The organism is Bradyrhizobium sp. USDA 4503, from assembly GCF_054055815.1.
Genome location: NZ_JBSRXS010000001.1, coordinates 897,515 through 913,403, shown reverse-complemented (window position 1 = coordinate 913,403; position 15,889 = coordinate 897,515). Strand labels below are relative to the sequence as shown.

Here is a 15,889-nt window from a genome sequence, read left to right as displayed (position 1 = left end):
TATCAGACGCCGAGATAGGTATGGAGCTTGTCCATGTTGGCCGACAGCTCGGAATTCGCGAAGCCGTCGATCACCTTGCCGTGCTCGACAATGTAATAGCGGTCCGCAACGGTCGAGGCGAAACGGAAATTCTGCTCGACCAACAGGATCGTGAATCCCTGCGACTTCAGGCGCGCAATGGTGTGCCCGATCTGCTGGATGATGACCGGCGCCAACCCTTCGGTCGGCTCGTCCAGCATCAGGAAGCGCGCGCCGGTGCGCAGGATGCGCGCGATCGCCAGCATCTGCTGCTCGCCACCCGAGAGCTTGGTGCCTTGGCTGGTGAGGCGCTCCTTCAGGTTGGGAAACAGCGTGAAGATCTGGTCGAGCGGCAGGCCGCCCGGGCGCACCACCGGCGGCAGCAGCAGGTTCTCGCGCACGTCGAGGCTGGCGAAAATGCCGCGCTCCTCGGGACAGAATGCGATGCCGAGCCGCGCGATTTTGTCCGAGGTGGCGCGGATGATTTCCTGATGGTCGAAGCGGATCGAGCCGGAGCGCTTGTTGATGACGCCCATCACCGACTTCAACGTGGTGGTCTTGCCGGCGCCGTTGCGGCCGAGCAGCGTCACCACCTCGCCGGCCTTCACGTTGAAATTGATGCCGTGAAGGATGTGGGATTCGCCGTACCAGGCCTGCAGATCCTTGACCGTCAGCACGTCGGCGCCGGCCGCAGCGACGGGCTTCTCCGCCAGTTTTGCCTCAGCCATGACCCGCTCCCAGATAGGCTTCCTTCACGCGCTCGTCCTTGGAGAGGTCGGCGTAGTTGCCCTCCGCCAGCACCTGCCCGCGCGTCAGCACGGTGATGATGTCGGAGAGGTTGGCCACCACCGAGAGGTTATGTTCGACCATCAGGATGGTGTATTTCGCGGAGATCCGCTTGATCAGCGCCGCGATCTTGTCGATGTCCTCGTGGCCCATGCCGGCCATCGGCTCGTCAAGCAGCATCATCTCGGGGTCGAGCGCGAGCGTCGTTGCAATTTCAAGTGCGCGCTTGCGGCCGTACGGCATCTCGACCGCCGGCGTATTGGCGAATTCGCTCAAGCCGACGTCGTTCAGGAGCTCGTGGGCGCGCGGATTGAAGCGGTCGAGCACGCTTTTCGAACGCCAGAAATCGAACGACGAACCGTGCTGCCGCTGCAGCGCCACGCGAACGTTCTCGAGCGCGGTCAGATGCGGAAATACCGCCGAAATCTGAAACGAACGGACCAGCCCGAGGCGCGCCACGTCGGCCGGCGGCATCGCGGTGATGTCGTGGCCCTTGTAGCGAATCTGGCCTGCCGACGGCTTCAGGAATTTGGTCAGCAGATTGAAACAGGTCGTCTTGCCGGCGCCGTTCGGCCCGATCAATGCATGGATACTGCCCCGACGCACTTTCAACGCGACGTCGCGAACGGCGAAGAAACCCGCGAATTCCTTGGTCAATCCGCTGGTTTCGAGGATGAACTCATCGGCCAAATAGATTCCCCCATACGCCATCGCCGCGAAGCCCCTCGCCCGCGTGGCCAGCTTTTTTCGTGTCCGACAGGCGTCCGATCCGTCTTGGAAACCGTCCGGGGCCCGTCGCCTCCGGGCCGGAATATGCCGTCATCTGCGGCAGTTACGCAAGGTGGAAAGCTGTGCAGTGCGGCATCAGCGTGACCGGTTCCGGTTGATCCTTAGTCGAATGGCATTTCGGTGCGCTTTGCGCCTCGGGAAAGCGGTCGTTAACGGTGTTTTGCTCCGGACTCCCGCTTTCATAGAATATTTGCGCCTCTCGCCGAAGCTCCGGCCATTGCATGATGAACGGCTAGAGCCTTGCATTTCGAGCGCGCCAATCCTTCAGTCGTCAAATCGATCCCGCAACGTGATTTCCCCGGCACGTGGCTGCGACTTTATGCCCGCAGCCAAACCATCCCGCAGATCGATGAACTTGTCCCTGGCCGCATCCCGTCCGGGGATGTGCCTGAATTCGGCTAGCCGATGCAATTCAGAAGTGCCGATCCATCGGTGGTCAAATCGATCACGCAGCGTGTGCTGCTGAACGCCTGGCTGCGCGCGCTGCGCATGCCGGACGCGCTTCCCCTGCTGTGCGACTTCCACACCGAGGGCACCGCCGACGAGCGCGCCGACATGATGGGCTTTGACGTGGTCGGCAGTGGCGAGGCCGCCCGTTTCCTGATCACGCAGGAAGGCGCGAGGCTGACGACGGCCTATGGCAACGAGCACGTCGAGCCGCGGCTGCGCACCAACCGCTATCTCGATGACGCGATCGGCCCCGAGCGCTATGCCGGCGTGATCCTGTCCTATCGTGCTTCCCTCGCGCGCAAGCGTCCGACCTATACGGTTGCGGAGGTCACGGACGCCGACGGCAAGGACGTGTCCTATGAGCGGCTGCTGCTGCCGTTCGGACGCGGCGACAGCGTCGAGCACATCATCGGCTCCTACAAGGCGATCAGCATCGACGGCGGCTTCCGGCTGCACAATCTGATGGGCGTGGCTGCGAAGTCGGCCCCGGTGGTCACGGAGCGGGCCGTGATCGACCGCAGGTTCCTGCCCACAGATGGTCCGGCGAGCCATGAATCAGTCGAGCTGATCTAGACTCGTCACTTCTCGCGAAGCGGTCGCGGCATCGCTGGAAGCGCCTTAGCCCTTCTTGCGCGCCTTCGCCGGCACTTCCTTGGCGTAGATGTCCGGCTTGAAGCCGACCACGCGCTTGCCCCCGAGATCGAGCACCGGGCGCTTGATCATCGAGGGCTGCTCGGCCATCAGCGCCAGCGCCTTGCGCTCGTTCAGGCCTTCCTTGTCGGCATCGGGCAGCTTCTTGAAGGTGGTGCCGGCACGATTGAGCAGTGTCTCCCAGCCGACCTCGTCGCTCCACTGCTTGAGCTTATCCTTGGCGATCCCGGCGGTCTTGTAGTCGTGGAAGTCGTAGGCGACGCCGTGATCGTCGAGCCAGGCCCGCGCCTTCTTCATGGTGTCGCAGTTCTTGATGCCGTAGATGGTGATGGTCAATGCCGTTCCCCGCACGCGATTGCGGCGGGAAATTAGCCTCGCGGCAATCCCGGCGCCAGATCGGAGCCATCAGGTCTCCACACCGATATTGCCGGCATTCAATGCGCATAGTGCGTGAAGACGAAATCGTGATCGCTGGCATGGGCCTCGTGGCAGGCGAAACAGGTCTCGTGCTGAGCGGCATCGACCGGCTTGCCGTCGACGAAGCGGCCGAACCCCCAGCCTCCGGTCGATGCATATTTGGCCGCGTCCTTGACCATGACCTGGACCGTGGTCGCCGGCCCCGCGATGAAGGCGCCGTTGAGGCCATCAACGGGCTTGCGCTTCCAGGCCAGCTTGACCAGCACGGTGCCGTCGGGGAAACGCGCGGCGCCGTCCTGATAGGCCTTCACGGCGGTCGCGTTGCCGAGCACGCTGCGCAGTTCGTCGAGCCCGGTCTCCTCGCCGACCGCGATCAGCTTCCAGTCGCGATAGCCGTCGGGGATTTTCACGCCGAAGATCGGCGATGCCAGTGCGGCGTCATCGGCATGTCCGACGGCAAACGGCAATGACGCGCTGATGCAGGCTGCCGCGATCGCGGCAGCTGCCCATTTCAAAACCTGTCTCATGATCCTCGATCGGCTCCGTCTCAGACCTTGCTGACGTCGATGATGGCCTGGACGAAGGCCTGCGGCGCCTCCTGCGGCAGATTGTGGCCGATGCCGCCGGTCAGGAGCCGATGTTCGTAATGGCCGGAAAACTTCTTGGCATAGGCCGCGGGCTCCGGATGCGGCGCGCCGTTGGCATCGCCCTCCATCGTAATGGTCGGGATCGCGATCACGGGCGCCTGGGCGAGCGTCTTCTCGAACGCGTCGTACTTCGCCTCGCCCTCGGCGAGACCAAGCCGCCAGCGGTAATTGTGGATCACGATATCGACGTGATCAGGATTCTCGAAGGCCGCCGCGCTGCGGTCGTAGGTGGCGTCGTCGAACTTCCACTGCGGCGACGCCAGCTGCCAGATCAGCTTGTTGAAATCGTGCCGGTTCTTGGCATAGCCCTCGCGGCCGCGCTCGGTCGCGAAATAGAACTGGTACCACCATTGCAGCTCGGCCTTCGGCGGCAGCGGCATCTTGCCGGCCGCCTGGCTGCCGATCAGATAGCCGCTCACCGAGACCATGGCTTTACAGCGCTCGGGCCAGAGCACCGCCATGATGTTGGCGGTGCGCGCGCCCCAATCATAGCCGCCGAGCACGGCCTTCTCGATCTTCAACGCGTCCATCAGCGCGATGATGTCGGCTGAGACCGCGACCGGCTGGCCGCTGCGCATGGTGTCGCTGGAGAGGAAGCGCGTGGTGCCATAGCCGCGCAGATGCGGCACGATCACGCGGTAGCCGGCCTCGGCCAGCGCCGGCGCGACGTCGGCATAGCTGTGGATGTCGTAGGGCCAGCCGTGCAGCAGGATCACTGCGGGACCGGACGCAGGACCCATCTCGACATAGCCGGTATCAAGCACGCCGGCATTGATCTGCTTGACCGGACCGATCGTGGTGTGGGCGCCGGCCTTGATCGCAGGCAGCGCCGGCTTGGACTGAGCCTGAGCGGAACCGACGAACCCGAACCGGGAAGCGGCAAGGATCCCGCCGGCGATGCCAAGGAAGCGGCGGCGCTGCTGATTGATGGACTGCGACATGGCGATCTCCTTAAGTCTGGTGTCGGGATTGAATATTGCAGAGACCGCCCCCGTCCGCTTTCAGAGGACGTGGATTTGTCCTTCAGAGCGTCGTGATTTTGGCTCCACCCAGCCTGTGCTAGGTTCCGCCACGAACTCAGCCGCCGGCCGCCGGACTCTTCGATTTGACTTACCATTTCAACGACTTGACCCTCGATTCCGAGCGCCGTGAGCTGCGCCGCGGCGATGCTCTGGTGGCCGTCGAGCCGCAGGTCTTCGACCTCATCGAGTTCCTGATCCGCGCCCGCGATCGGGTGGTCAGCCGCGACGAGGTGCTGGCCGCCGTCTGGCACGGCCGGATCGTCTCGGAAGCGACGCTGAGCAGCCGGATCAACGCCGCGCGGACGGCGATCGGCGACAATGGCGAGGAGCAGCGGCTGATCCGCACCCTGCCCCGCAAGGGTCTCCGCTTTGTCGGCGATGTCCGCGAGGTCACCGCGCACGATCGCCCTGTTGCAGACAATGCCAGCCCGCCGCGGCCGAGCGAGGGTCCGTCGATCGCGGTGCTGCCCTTCACCAATATGAGCGGCGATCCCGAGCAGGATTATTTCGCCGACGGCATCGCCGAGGACATCACCACCGCGCTGGCGCGTTGCAGCCGCCTCACGGTGATCGCGCGCAACTCCGCCTTCACCTACAAAGGCAAGGCGGTCGACATCCGCCAGGTCGGCCGCGATCTCGGCGTCGGCTATGTGCTCGAAGGCAGCGTCCGCCGCGGCGGCGATCGGTTGCGGATCACCGGGCAGTTGATCGACGCCAGCTCTGGCGCGCATCTGTGGGCCGACCGCTTCGACGGCGCGGCCGCCGACGTGTTCGACCTGCAGGACCGCATCACCGAGAACGTGGTCGGCGCGATCGAGCCGACCCTGCTCGTCGCGGAAGCCGAACGGCTGCGGGCAGCGCCGCCCGACAGGCTCGACGCCTACGACCTGCTGCTGCGCGCCTACAGCCTGCGTTACGAGTTCACGCCCGAGAGCATGGAAGCGGCGCTCGATTGCCTCGACCAGGCGCTGGCGCTCGACCCCGCCTACGCGCCCGCACTGGCGGCCTCGGCCTATTGTCATGCGATGCGCCATGTCCAGGGCTGGCTGAAGCTGAACGATGCCTACCGCGAACGCGCGGTCGCGCAGGCCTGGCGCGCGGTCGAGCTGGCGCCCGGTGACCCGCAGGTGTTGTGGATGGCGGCGTTCGCGATCTGGAACATGGCCGACGAGATTGAGCCTGCGCGCGACCTGTTCGAGCGGTCGCTTGCGATCAATCCGAACTCGGCGATGGCGCTCGTGCTCGGCGGCTGGATCGAGGCGATGCGCGGTAATCAGAAAGCCGGCCGCGCCATGATCGAGCGCGCGCAACGGCTGAACCCGCGCGACCCGCGCGGCTGGTTCGCCGCCGCGGCGCTGGCGATCTGCGCAGTGCTCGATCGGAATTTTGCCGAAGCAGTGATGTGGGCCGACAAGGCGCTGGCGCAGAACCGCCGCTTCGCGGTGGCGCTGCGCGTCCTGATCGTGGCGCTGGTCAGGACCGGCGACACCGCACGCGCGGCCCAGATCGCGCGCGAGCTGCTCAAGGTCGACCCGGAGTTCACGATCTCCGGCTTCCTGTCGCGGATTCCCTTTCCGGTGGAAGCGATGTCCGCGACCTATCGCGAGACGCTGAAGGCGGCCGGCGTCCCGGACTGATGCTGCTCTGGCGGCGCGACGTCATTCACCCGCTGGTCAGGCCAAAATACCTCCATCGACCACCAAGGCATGGCCGACCACAAAGCTTGCCGCCGAACCGCATAACCATAGAACAGCGGCAGCGATTTCTTCAGGTTCACCAAGGCGTCCGATCGTTCGGCTGCTACGAACGCCTTGACGATCTCTGGATCGTTGTTCCTTGTTACCCGCTTCGCCATCGGAGTATTGCCGATAATGCCCGGGCATACTGCGTTGATACGGATGCCCTTCCCGGCATAATCGAGTGCGGAGGCGCGGGTGAGACCTATCACCCCGAATTTGCTGGCGGAATAGGCGGCGCGCCCTTTGGAGCCCCTCATCCCGCCGATCGACGAGCAGTTGACGATTGCGCCGCTTCCTTGTGCGGTCATGTGGCGAAGCTCCGCCTTCATGCAGTTCCACACACCGCGCAGATTGACATCGATGATGTTGTCAAACTCGGCATCTTCCGTTTCAACCAATGGCGCAGCATCGCAGTTGATGCCCGCATTGTTGAAAGCTGCATCGAGCTTCCCGTAAGTCTCGATCGCCTGCTCGATCATTGCGTTCACCTGGCCCCGATCCGTTACATCGCAGCCGACGGCAAGGACGTCATGACCCGCGGATCGCAGTTCAGCAGCGGCAGTTTCGAGCAACGCTGTGTTGCTGTCTGCAACGACCACGGACGCGCCTGCAACACCAAATGCCCTGGCTGTCGCCAGACCAATGCCACCAGCGGCGCCGGTAACAAGCGCAACCTTTCCTTCGAAGCTCTCTACCATTGCTGACCTTTCAAAATGCTGGATCTCGTCGAATAGGCGGCGCTGCTCAGAGTGACGGAATTGGCTTACTCAGCTTGCTCAGTGTCATCACACGCGCATGCGGGTGATCCAGTATTCCAGAGACGCCGATTGTTGAGCCGAGAGGCCGCGGCGTACAACCGCACCACGCGAAGCGTTGCGCCGACTCCGGCGGGAGAGCGCCTGCTCCGAAGCGTCGGGCCGAAATTTGAGGAAATGGACGCCGAGCTGTCGGCCCTTGGCGAGTTGCGGGAGAAACCGGCCGGCAACATCCGGATCACGGCGACCGAACACGCCGCCGAAGCGATCCTGCTGCCCGCCCTGGCGAAGATCCTGCCGAATTACCCGGACATCAGTGTCGAAGTCATTGTCGACTACGGCCTGGCGAACATCGTCGCGCAGCGATACGACGCCGGCATCCGGCCCGGCGAGCTGGTCGCCAAAGACATGATTGCCGTTCGCGTCGGACCGGATTTGCGGTCCGCGGTCGTGGGCGCTCCGTCATATTTTGCCAACCGAAAGAGGCCGCGCACCCCCCAGGATCTGACCAGCCACAACTGCCCGAACCTGCGCCTGCCGACCCATGGCGGGCTCTACGCTTGGGAATTCGAGAAGGACGGGCGCGCGCTCAACGTGCGGGTCGACGGCCAGCTCGTCTTCAACGGCGCAGGCCCGCTCCTGCAAGCGGCGTTGAACGGCTTTGGCCTCGCATATCTGATGGAGCGTAACGTGCAGCCCTACGTCTCCGACGGACGGCTCGTTCGGGTACTGTCGGATTGGTGTCCTCCATTTTCCGGATACCACCTGTACTACCCTAGCCGTCGTCAACCTTCACCGGCATTCTCGCTGCTGGTTGAAGCTCTTCGGTATCGAGGGAAGTAGGCGGCACTCCCGCTTGCGGCCGTTCGGCGATCTCGGGAGATGACCGCTTTTTCGCCGCTGTGGGGGTTGAGCGCACATCAGCGCCAGCCGCTAATGAGTACACAGCCCGGGCAGTGGACTTGTAAGCGTGGAGCCACAGCCGGCTTGAAGCGAGCACTACAATCCCGGTGATCTCGCCGCCCAAGCCTTGGTGGCCTGGCAGCTTTCCATCGCTCGCGTGTAGGCAGGGCGTGCCGTCGTGCGGGCGAGATAGTCCCGCTCGGTAGGACCGGGGACGTAGTTGCCGGTTCGCATGCCGAGCAGAAGGGCGTAGCTCACCGAGATATCGGCAGCGGTGAATCGGTCGCCGGCGAGATAGGGGCAATCCGCGAGGCGGCGGATAACCAACCCCAGCCGGCTCTCGAAGGTCTCGAATGCCCAGCAGGTAACCCGGGCATCTCGCTCGGCTTCGGGCGCCAGTTGGCGACCGACAATGACGGCGTTCATCGGCCCGGCGAGCCCGGCCTCGCCCAGATGGAGAAATTGCAGATAGGACGCGAAGGCGGGATCGTCCGGAGCGACGGCAAGCGAACCTGAGCCGTGCCGGGCGAGCAGGTACTCGAGAATCGCGATCGATTCGACCATGATCGTCTCGCCGTCCTGCAGTACCGGAATGAAGCCGGCAGGGTTGATGGCGAGGAAATCGCGATCATTCTCGACTGCGAACAGATCGACCGGGCGCAGCCGATAAGCCAACCCTAGTTCCTCGAGCAGCCAGACAACACGGAAGCCACGACCTTCGCCATAGACGGTGAGCATAGTTAAGCGTTCCTGGATTGGGCTGGATGGACGAACTCGCTGAGGTGAGCCAGTCCCGCCACGGACTATCGATGGAGCATCATGCACGCAAGGCTTGGCGCATAGTCGTCATCCTACAGTGCGGGCCCTTCCCACTTCATGGGTTCACGACCTGGGCTGCGGCCGCGAACGAGACGCGTTCCCCTCTCCCGCCTGCGACGCAGTCAGTTGCAGAGGCCCGCAGATGCCATATGCGACAGCCTTGGGACGAGCGGACACCTGCGCAATTTCGGAATATTAGAAGAGTATCCCTGAGTTGCCCGACATGTCAAGTTGCCTGCTCGAACACCGGCCGCCGCCGGCTGCTTTGCATGGGGTTGTTTTCGATATTTTGGCAGCGCCCTATCCGACGGCCCCTTAACTTCATATTGCTCTAGCCTGAGCCGCCCGGCTCCAGCGCCTCGCCGAGCTCGAGCGGATGCGCCATCGTCTCGTGCAGCGCCTGCTTGTCGAGCTCGCCTTCCGACAGGCTGATCACGACGCAGGCGACGCCGTTGCCGATCAGGTTGGTGAGCGCGCGGCACTCGCTCATGAACTTGTCGATGCCGACCAGGATCGCGATCGACTGGATCGGAATATCGGGCACGATCGACAGCGTTGCGGCGAGCGTGATGAAGCCGGCGCCGGTGACGCCGGACGCGCCCTTCGAGGTGATCATGGCGATGCCCAAAATGCCGAGCTCCTGCCAGATCGTCAGATGCGTGTTGGTGGCCTGCGCCAGGAACAGCGTCGCCAGCGTCATGTAGATGTTGGTGCCGTCGAGATTGAAGCTGTAGCCGGTCGGCACCACGAGGCCGACCACCGAGCGCGAGGCGCCGAGATGCTCCATCTTCTGGATCATCTGCGGCAGCACCGTCTCCGACGACGACGTGCCGAGCACGATCAGGAGCTCGTCCTTGATATAGGCGATGAAGCGGATGATCGAGAAGCCGGCGAGCCGCGCGATGGCGCCCAGCACGATCAGCACGAACAGGATGCTGGTGAGATAGAAGGTCGCGATCAGCGCTGCCAGATTCAGCAGCGAGCCGAGGCCGTAGGCGCCGACCGTGAAGGCCATCGCGCCGAATGCGCCGAGCGGCGCGACGCGGACGATGATCCGGATGATGCCGAAGAACATCTTGGCGGCCGTGTCGATCGCTGACGCAATCGGCTCGCCGACCTTGCCCATGAGAGCGATGGCGAAGCCCGAGAGGATCGAGATCAGCAGCACCTGCAACAGGTCGCCGCGCGCGACCGCGCCGAGATAGCTGTCCGGAATGATCGCCATCAGATGGGCAACGATGCCCTGCTCTTTGGCCTGCGTGACGTAGTTGGAGACCGATTTCGGATCGATCGTGGAAGGATCGATATTGAAGCCGTGGCCGGGCTGCAGCAGCTCGCCGACCAGAAGACCGACCGCAAGCGCCACCGTCGACACCGCCTCGAAATAGATCAGGGTCTTCAACCCGACCCGGCCGACGCGCTTGAGGTCGCCCATCGAGGAGATGCCGTGCACCACGGTGCAGAAGATGACCGGCGCGATCATCATCTTGATCAGCGCGATGAAGCCGTCGCCCAGCGGCTTCAATTCCTTGCCGAGATTCGGATAGAAATATCCGATCAGGACACCTGCCACGATCGCGATCAGCACCTGGACGTAGAGGATCTTGTACCAGGGCTGATGACGGGGATGGGCAACGGGCTTGATGGCGGCTGTGGTCATGAGGTGCCCCGGCTGGGATGAACTCAACTGGTGATGCCATCTTGGCGGAGCCGCGCGCAAGCGACAATGCCCATTCGCACCGTCGCGAGCGCACACGAATCTGTCATAGACTGCGGCCGGCTCGCATCGGGAGGCTGGGAATGGAATTCACGGCATTGTTTCTCGCCATCACCATCGCCCTGCTGGTGGCCTGGCGTGGCCCGCGTCCCGTCGCGATCGGTCTGTTCGCGGTGATCCTGATCGCCTGCGTCGCGACCTTGCTGCACCACGCCACCGACCGTCTCACTTTGTCGTTCTGAGGCCGGCCATGAACGACACGCAGGCCGTCATCCTCAATGCCGTCGCGCTCTATGGGCTGGCGCTGGTACTGGCCGCCGCCTTTGCCGCGCAGCTGCTGCTCCACGAGCTGCCCTGCCCGCTCTGTCTGTTGCAGCGCATCCTGTTCGCCGTGCTGGCGATCGGGCCGATCCTCAATATCCGCTTCGGGCCACGGCCGAGTCATTATGCGTTGTCGCTGCTGACGGCCGTCCTTGGCGCCACGGTCTCGGCCCGGCAGGTGCTGCTGCACATCCTCCCCGGCGACGCCGGTTACGGTTCGGCGCTGCTCGGCTATCGTTATTATACGTGGGCGCTGATCGGATTTGTCGTCGCGATCGTGCTGCTCGCGGCGATGCTGCTGTTCGACCGCCAGTTCGAGCACCGCGCGGCGCCGGGCAGCTCGCCCGGCAGGTTCGCGCAAGGTGCGGTGTGGCTGGTGGTCGGGCTGACGGCACTGAATGTGTTCTCCACCCTGCTCGAGTGCGGCTTTGCCGCCTGTGCCGACAATCCCATCGTCTATGAGCTGCTGAAGTAGGTTGCTTAGGGCCGCTTCGGAATGTTCAATCCGCGCTCGACTGCCGGCCGCTTGAGACCGCGCTCCAGCCAGGCCGCGACGTGCGTGAACTGGTCGAACCCGACGAACTCGCGCGCGCCGTAGAAGCCGATCAGATTGCGCACCCAGCCGAGCATCGAGATGTCGGCGATGCTGTATTCATCGTCCATGAACCACTGCCGTCCGGCGAGATGCGTCTCCATCACGCGGAGCAGGCGCTTCGACTCAGCGACGTAGCGCTGCAGCGGCCGCTTGTCCTCGTAATCCTTGCCGGCGAATTTGTGGAAGAAGCCGATCTGGCCGAACATCGGTCCGATGCCGCCCATCTGGAAATGCACCCACTGGATCGCCTGATAGCGGCGCGCCGCGTCCGCCGGCAGCAGCTTGCCGGTCTTGTCGGCGAGATATTGCAGGATGGCGCCGGATTCGAACAATGGCAGCGGCTTGCCGCCGGGGCCGTTGGGATCGAGGATCGCCGGAATCTTTCCGTTCGGGTTCAGCGACAGGAACTCCGGCGTCTTCTGGTCATCCTTGTTGAAGTCGACGAGATGGACCTCGTAGGGCAGCCCGATCTCCTCGAGCATGATCGAGACCTTCACGCCGTTCGGCGTCGGCAGCGAATAGAGCTGCAGGCGGTCCGGATGCTGGGCGGGCCAGCGTTTGGTGATGGGAAAGGCAGACAAGTCGGTCATGTCGACATTCTTTTGCAGGGTTGTTGTTGGACGGCTAATGTACGGAGCTCAGTGAAAGCCGCAAGGTCTGCAACCGGCCATGAACGATCAACAGACGGGCGCAACGACAGGCGCAATGCTCGGCCTCTCCGACGACGAACTCGCAACGCACCCGACCGTGTTCGCGGCCGATGCGCTCGCCGGTCAGGTGGTCGTGGTGTCCGGCGGCGCCGGCGGCATCGGCCGCGCCATCGCATGGCTGTTCGCGCGGCTCGGCGCGCATGTCGTCGTCGCAGGCCGCAATGCCGACAGGCTCGACGCACTGGTCGATCATCTCGTCCATCGCGGGCTCAAGGCGTCGGCGCATGTCGCCGACATCAAGGATCCCGACGCGGTCAATGCGATGCTCGAGGCGCTGTGGACTGAGCACGGCCGCGTCGATCATCTCGTCAACAGCGCCGGTGGCCAGTTCCCGCAACCCGCGATCGACGTCTCGATCAAGGGCTGGAATGCGGTCATCAACACCAACCTCAACGGCACCTGGTACATGATGCAGGCCGCGGCGCAGCGCTGGCGCGACCGCAAGCATCCCGGCAGCATCGTAAACATCGTCGTGGTCACGACGCACGGCCTCTACGGCATTGCGCACTCGATCGCGGCACGCTCCGGTGTGATCGGCCTGTCGCGCGCACTCGCGGTCGAATGGGCGCCGCTGAACATCCGCATCAACTGCATCGCGCCCGGCGCGATCGAGACCGAGGGCTGGAACGTTTACAGCGAAGCGGCGCGCGCCGCCTATCCGCGCTCCAATCCGATGATGCGCCCGGGCACGCCCTGGGACATTGCGGAGGCCGCCGTCTACCTCGCCGCGCCCTCCGGCAAGTTCATCACCGGCGAGACGCTGACCGTCGACGGCGGCGGCCAGCATTGGGGCGAGACCTGGACGACCGGCAAGCCCGACTATTTCAGAGGCGGCGAATAACGCCCGCATGCCGGTCGCCCGACGCGCTTGCGTCACTTGCCGTCGTCGAAGCTGACGATGACGGCGGCGTTCGCGATCAGGATCGGGTCGTTGCCGAGATCGGACGGAATCTCGAGCCCGCCCACGATCGCCTTCACGGTCTTGGTGCCATAGGGCAATTCCTTCGCGACCGCTTCGATATCGACATCTTCGGGATTCGGCACGGCGATCGTGACGTCGACGAACATGTCGTTGGCGGTCTTGCCGAGCATGCGGAAGAAGCCGAGGCTGGAATGACGGATGGCATCCGAGACGGCCCGCTTGGCGGCCTTGGTGGCGTCGCGGCCGTGGACGTCGACGCCCATGCCCATTTCGGTGATACAGCGCACGCGTGTCATGAAGGTTCCTGTTGTCGTTGGCGTGAGAGACCTTCACTCCTTCGGCCGCTGCGCGCGCGGCGTCAAGCCGGGTCCGTCGCCTCGCTTACGCGCTTGTGATCGCCGCGCGCCAGCATCCACGCCGCGAGACCGGCAAGGATCGCCGCGGCCACCACCATGACGCAGGCCGCGCCCCAGCCCCATGCCGAGACCACGGCGCCGACCGCGATCGGACCGGTGACCTGGCCGAAATTGCTGCCCGTCATCAACAGGCCCATCATGACAGGCACCATCGCCGCCGATCGCGCCGCGGCGGGTGCGGTTGCAAGCAACGTCGCCGGGATCAGGCCGCCGATCGCGGAGAACAAAAGGCACAGCCAGAATGCGCCCCAGCCGCCGAGCACCGGCAGGAAGATTCCGAGCGCGGACGCGCCCATCACGAATGCCGCCACGGCAATCAGCAGGTTGCGGCTGACGCCGCGCGCGAGCAGATGACCGGCGGCGAGATTGCCGACGATGTTGCCGGCCGCGGCCAACGCACTGAGCCCGCCGGCGCCTTTGCTGGACACGCCGAGCCGCTCGGTCAGCAGGATCGGCAGGAAGCTGAACAGCGCAAAGAACATCAGGCTGTAGAGCGCAAACAGCACCATCAGGAGCGCCGGGGTGCGGCGCCGCGCCAGCGCTGTGGCTTCCTGCATCAGGCCGCTCCGCGCCGGGCCGGTCCGCGATGCAACTTCAGGCACAATGACGCCGGCGAGCACGAACAGCACAGCGACAAAGGCAGCACTGGCCCACCAGATCGTGCGCCAGCCATCGAAGATCGGGCCGGCGACCAGCGCCAGCGCGATCCCGAACGGCATCACGCAGCTCCACACCGCCATGGTGACGTCGCGCGCGCTGACATCGACGACGCGATCGAGCAATGCAGGAGCCGCGACCATCACCAGCAGGAAGCCGAGCCCTTCCAGCAGGCGCGACGCCAATAGCACCGCTAGCTGTGGCGCGAGCGCGCCCGAGGCTGCCCCCAGCGTGATGGCCGCGAGCCCGCACAGCAGCACCTTGCGAGCACCAACCGCGGCAATCGCGACGCCCGCCGGAACGCTGCCGACAAGCCCGAGGACCGCAAAGATGCCGGCGATCGTTCCGACCGCGGCAAGGTCGATGCCGAGGCTTTGTTGCAGCATCGAGGCGGCAATCGGAACCTTGCCGACCTGCAGCGCCGCGCCGATCCCGCAACCGATCACGATGGCGACCGTGGCCCATCGCTTCGCCTCGCTCTGCTGCATCACGGCCGTCTCGATCGTCATGCGTCCACTCCGCCCTGGGTCAGAGCACAGAGATAGCGTTTCCCGACCATCGACAGGAGTGATATGTTTTGCATTCGATTGATCGATTTCATAGATCATGCTCGACAACCTCACGCTCGATCAGATCCGCACCTTTGTCGCCATCGCCGAGAGCGGCAGCTTTCGCGCCGCCGCGACCAAACTGGCGCGGGTGCAATCCGCGGTCAGCCATGCCATCGCCAACCTCGAGGCCGAACTCGGGCTGACGCTGTTCGACCGCTCCAGCCATCGCCCGGCGCTGACGGCCGAGGGCAAGGCACTGCTGGGCAACGCGCGCGACCTGCTGCTCCGTGTCGACGCGATGCGGGCGCGGGCGCGTGGCCTGGGCGACGGGGTGGAATCGGAACTCTCGCTCGTCGTCGATACGCTGTTTCCGATCACCGCCGTCGGCGCGGCGCTGACGGAAATGCGGGCGGCCTATCCGTCCGTCAGCGTGCGGCTCGCGGTCGAACCGATGGGCGGTCCGATCGCTGGCTTGACCGAACGGCGCAGCGCGCTCGCGGTTACGGTCGGCGAGGATTTTCGCGATCCCCGCCTCGCGCTCGATGCGATCTGCGCGGTGCAGATCGTCGCCGTCGCCTCCGCCGGCCATCCACTCGGCCGCCGCGGCCGCAAGAGCGTGGCTGATCTCGCCGATCATCTGCAGATCGTGCTGTCGGATCCGACCCCGCTGTCGGAGGGCCGCAGCTTCGGCGTGCTCTCGCCGCAGATCTGCCGGGTGAGCAATCAGGACACCAAGCACGCCATGATCCTGGCCGGGCTCGGCTGGGGCCGGCTGCCGCTCTGGCAGGTGGCGCGCGACCTGAAGGAGCGCCGCCTGGTGCGGGTCGAAACCGGCGCGCTCGGCCGCAACGCCGCGCTCGCGATGGAGGCCTATCTCGCCCACCGGCTCGATGAACCGCTGGGACCTGCGGCACGTGCATTTGCCGATGCATTGACGCGGATCGCTGCGGGCACGCATGCGCCGAAGATCAGGGCGAAGACGGCGAAGAAACACTGAGCCGCGG

Annotated in this window: 18 protein-coding genes and 1 pseudogene; 8 read left to right on the top strand and 11 right to left on the bottom strand. The window is 64.7% G+C overall.

All coding sequences use genetic code 11. The features are described 5' to 3' along the window. Positions 1-2 precede the first annotated feature (2 nt). A complete protein-coding gene (locus ACVMIH_RS04335; RefSeq protein ID WP_057019843.1) occupies positions 3-746 on the bottom strand; it encodes an ABC transporter ATP-binding protein in 744 nt (247 codons plus the stop codon). Then, positions 739-1,494 (bottom strand): ABC transporter ATP-binding protein, encoded by a 756-nt coding sequence (locus ACVMIH_RS04330; RefSeq protein WP_016839877.1) that lies wholly within the window; start codon positions 1,492-1,494, stop codon positions 739-741. The genes ACVMIH_RS04335 and ACVMIH_RS04330 overlap by 8 nt, the downstream gene beginning before the upstream one ends. A 339-nt stretch (positions 1,495-1,833) precedes the next feature. Here ACVMIH_RS04330 and ACVMIH_RS04325 point away from each other — a divergent pair, with 339 nt between their 5' ends. Further along, positions 1,834-1,995: a hypothetical protein gene (locus ACVMIH_RS04325; protein WP_456860834.1), complete on the top strand. Its 162-nt coding sequence runs from the start codon at positions 1,834-1,836 to the stop codon at positions 1,993-1,995. A 3-nt stretch (positions 1,996-1,998) separates the two neighbouring features. Next, the gene (locus ACVMIH_RS04320; protein WP_456860832.1) at positions 1,999-2,616 is read left to right on the top strand and encodes a hypothetical protein; all 618 of its coding nucleotides are present in this window, start codon (positions 1,999-2,001) and stop codon (positions 2,614-2,616) included. A gap of 45 nt (positions 2,617-2,661) precedes the next feature. Here the strand turns inward: ACVMIH_RS04320 and ACVMIH_RS04315 are convergent, their stop codons facing one another. The 3 genes from ACVMIH_RS04315 to ACVMIH_RS04305 all read right to left on the bottom strand — a co-directional run bounded on the left by ACVMIH_RS04315 (position 2,662) and on the right by ACVMIH_RS04305 (position 4,699). Further along, complete coding sequence (locus ACVMIH_RS04315) at positions 2,662-3,030, bottom strand: ArsC family reductase (protein ID WP_085967190.1); 369 nt, start codon at positions 3,028-3,030, stop codon at positions 2,662-2,664. A gap of 98 nt (positions 3,031-3,128) precedes the next feature. Then, entirely contained in the window at positions 3,129-3,638 is a 510-nt protein-coding gene (locus ACVMIH_RS04310; protein ID WP_076831881.1) for a cytochrome P460 family protein, read from the bottom strand. Between the two features lie 20 nt (positions 3,639-3,658). Then, positions 3,659-4,699, bottom strand: coding sequence for an alpha/beta fold hydrolase (locus tag ACVMIH_RS04305; RefSeq protein WP_168855625.1), 1,041 nt, complete (start codon positions 4,697-4,699; stop codon positions 3,659-3,661). Positions 4,700-4,863: 164 nt separating this feature from the next. Between ACVMIH_RS04305 and ACVMIH_RS04300 the strand changes: the two genes are divergently transcribed. Further along, entirely contained in the window at positions 4,864-6,417 is a 1,554-nt protein-coding gene (locus ACVMIH_RS04300) for a winged helix-turn-helix domain-containing protein (RefSeq protein ID WP_141342296.1), read from the top strand. Here the strand turns inward: ACVMIH_RS04300 and ACVMIH_RS04295 are convergent. Then, complete coding sequence (locus ACVMIH_RS04295; protein WP_456827483.1) at positions 6,378-7,217, bottom strand: SDR family NAD(P)-dependent oxidoreductase; 840 nt, start codon at positions 7,215-7,217, stop codon at positions 6,378-6,380. The genes ACVMIH_RS04300 and ACVMIH_RS04295 overlap by 40 nt on opposite strands. Positions 7,218-7,373: 156 nt before the next feature. Here ACVMIH_RS04295 and ACVMIH_RS04290 point away from each other — a divergent pair. Further along, positions 7,374-8,117: pseudogene (locus ACVMIH_RS04290) on the top strand (LysR substrate-binding domain-containing protein); the annotation flags it as partial. 156 nt (positions 8,118-8,273) lie between these two features. On the opposite strand, the gene ACVMIH_RS04285 reads toward ACVMIH_RS04290, so the two are convergent. Continuing rightward, positions 8,274-8,915 (bottom strand): glutathione S-transferase family protein, encoded by a 642-nt coding sequence (locus ACVMIH_RS04285; protein WP_168855626.1) that lies wholly within the window; start codon positions 8,913-8,915, stop codon positions 8,274-8,276. A 412-nt stretch (positions 8,916-9,327) separates the two neighbouring features. Further along, entirely contained in the window at positions 9,328-10,656 is a 1,329-nt protein-coding gene (locus ACVMIH_RS04280) for a dicarboxylate/amino acid:cation symporter (RefSeq protein ID WP_076831866.1), read from the bottom strand. Positions 10,657-10,796: 140 nt separating this feature from the next. Between ACVMIH_RS04280 and ACVMIH_RS04275 the strand changes: the two genes are divergently transcribed. Beyond that, positions 10,797-10,955: a DUF5993 family protein gene (locus ACVMIH_RS04275; RefSeq protein ID WP_168855627.1), complete on the top strand. Its 159-nt coding sequence runs from the start codon at positions 10,797-10,799 to the stop codon at positions 10,953-10,955. Between the two features lie 8 nt (positions 10,956-10,963). Beyond that, on the top strand, positions 10,964-11,509 hold the full coding sequence (locus tag ACVMIH_RS04270; protein WP_456827482.1) for a disulfide bond formation protein B: 546 nt from the start codon (positions 10,964-10,966) through the stop codon (positions 11,507-11,509). Between the two features lie 5 nt (positions 11,510-11,514). Here ACVMIH_RS04270 and ACVMIH_RS04265 read toward each other — a convergent pair whose 3' ends face one another. After that, positions 11,515-12,219, bottom strand: coding sequence for a glutathione S-transferase family protein (locus ACVMIH_RS04265; RefSeq protein ID WP_456827481.1), 705 nt, complete (start codon positions 12,217-12,219; stop codon positions 11,515-11,517). A 79-nt stretch (positions 12,220-12,298) separates the two neighbouring features. Between ACVMIH_RS04265 and ACVMIH_RS04260 the strand changes: the two genes are divergently transcribed. Next, positions 12,299-13,180, top strand: a complete 882-nt coding sequence (locus ACVMIH_RS04260) for an SDR family oxidoreductase (protein WP_229190765.1) — start codon at positions 12,299-12,301, stop codon at positions 13,178-13,180. 32 nt (positions 13,181-13,212) lie between these two features. Here ACVMIH_RS04260 and ACVMIH_RS04255 read toward each other — a convergent pair whose 3' ends face one another. After that, the gene (locus tag ACVMIH_RS04255) at positions 13,213-13,557 is read right to left on the bottom strand and encodes a Lin0512 family protein (RefSeq protein ID WP_057019830.1); all 345 of its coding nucleotides are present in this window, start codon (positions 13,555-13,557) and stop codon (positions 13,213-13,215) included. Positions 13,558-13,619: 62 nt separating this feature from the next. Further along, positions 13,620-14,843: an MFS transporter gene (locus ACVMIH_RS04250; protein WP_057019829.1), complete on the bottom strand. Its 1,224-nt coding sequence runs from the start codon at positions 14,841-14,843 to the stop codon at positions 13,620-13,622. A 97-nt stretch (positions 14,844-14,940) separates the two neighbouring features. Between ACVMIH_RS04250 and ACVMIH_RS04245 the strand changes: the two genes are divergently transcribed. Continuing rightward, complete coding sequence (locus ACVMIH_RS04245) at positions 14,941-15,882, top strand: LysR family transcriptional regulator (protein WP_456827480.1); 942 nt, start codon at positions 14,941-14,943, stop codon at positions 15,880-15,882. Positions 15,883-15,889: the final 7 nt, after the last annotated feature.

Excerpts from the sequence above, each read along its gene's own strand:
- ACVMIH_RS04335 (WP_057019843.1), bottom strand. The coding sequence starts at position 746 with ATGGCTGAGGCAAAACTGGCGGAGAAGCCCGTCGCTGCGGCCGGCGCC.
- ACVMIH_RS04320 (WP_456860832.1), top strand. The coding sequence starts at position 1,999 with ATGCAATTCAGAAGTGCCGATCCATCGGTGGTCAAATCGATCACGCAG.
- ACVMIH_RS04310 (WP_076831881.1), bottom strand. The coding sequence starts at position 3,638 with ATGAGACAGGTTTTGAAATGGGCAGCTGCCGCGATCGCGGCAGCCTGC.
- ACVMIH_RS04305 (WP_168855625.1), bottom strand. The coding sequence starts at position 4,699 with ATGTCGCAGTCCATCAATCAGCAGCGCCGCCGCTTCCTTGGCATCGCC.
- ACVMIH_RS04295 (WP_456827483.1), bottom strand. The coding sequence starts at position 7,217 with ATGGTAGAGAGCTTCGAAGGAAAGGTTGCGCTTGTTACCGGCGCCGCT.
- ACVMIH_RS04285 (WP_168855626.1), bottom strand. The coding sequence starts at position 8,915 with ATGCTCACCGTCTATGGCGAAGGTCGTGGCTTCCGTGTTGTCTGGCTG.
- ACVMIH_RS04280 (WP_076831866.1), bottom strand. The coding sequence starts at position 10,656 with ATGACCACAGCCGCCATCAAGCCCGTTGCCCATCCCCGTCATCAGCCC.
- ACVMIH_RS04275 (WP_168855627.1), top strand. The coding sequence starts at position 10,797 with ATGGAATTCACGGCATTGTTTCTCGCCATCACCATCGCCCTGCTGGTG.
- ACVMIH_RS04270 (WP_456827482.1), top strand. The coding sequence starts at position 10,964 with ATGAACGACACGCAGGCCGTCATCCTCAATGCCGTCGCGCTCTATGGG.
- ACVMIH_RS04265 (WP_456827481.1), bottom strand. The coding sequence starts at position 12,219 with ATGACCGACTTGTCTGCCTTTCCCATCACCAAACGCTGGCCCGCCCAG.
- ACVMIH_RS04260 (WP_229190765.1), top strand. The coding sequence starts at position 12,299 with ATGAACGATCAACAGACGGGCGCAACGACAGGCGCAATGCTCGGCCTC.
- ACVMIH_RS04255 (WP_057019830.1), bottom strand. The coding sequence starts at position 13,557 with ATGACACGCGTGCGCTGTATCACCGAAATGGGCATGGGCGTCGACGTC.
- ACVMIH_RS04250 (WP_057019829.1), bottom strand. The coding sequence starts at position 14,843 with ATGACGATCGAGACGGCCGTGATGCAGCAGAGCGAGGCGAAGCGATGG.
- ACVMIH_RS04245 (WP_456827480.1), top strand. The coding sequence starts at position 14,941 with ATGCTCGACAACCTCACGCTCGATCAGATCCGCACCTTTGTCGCCATC.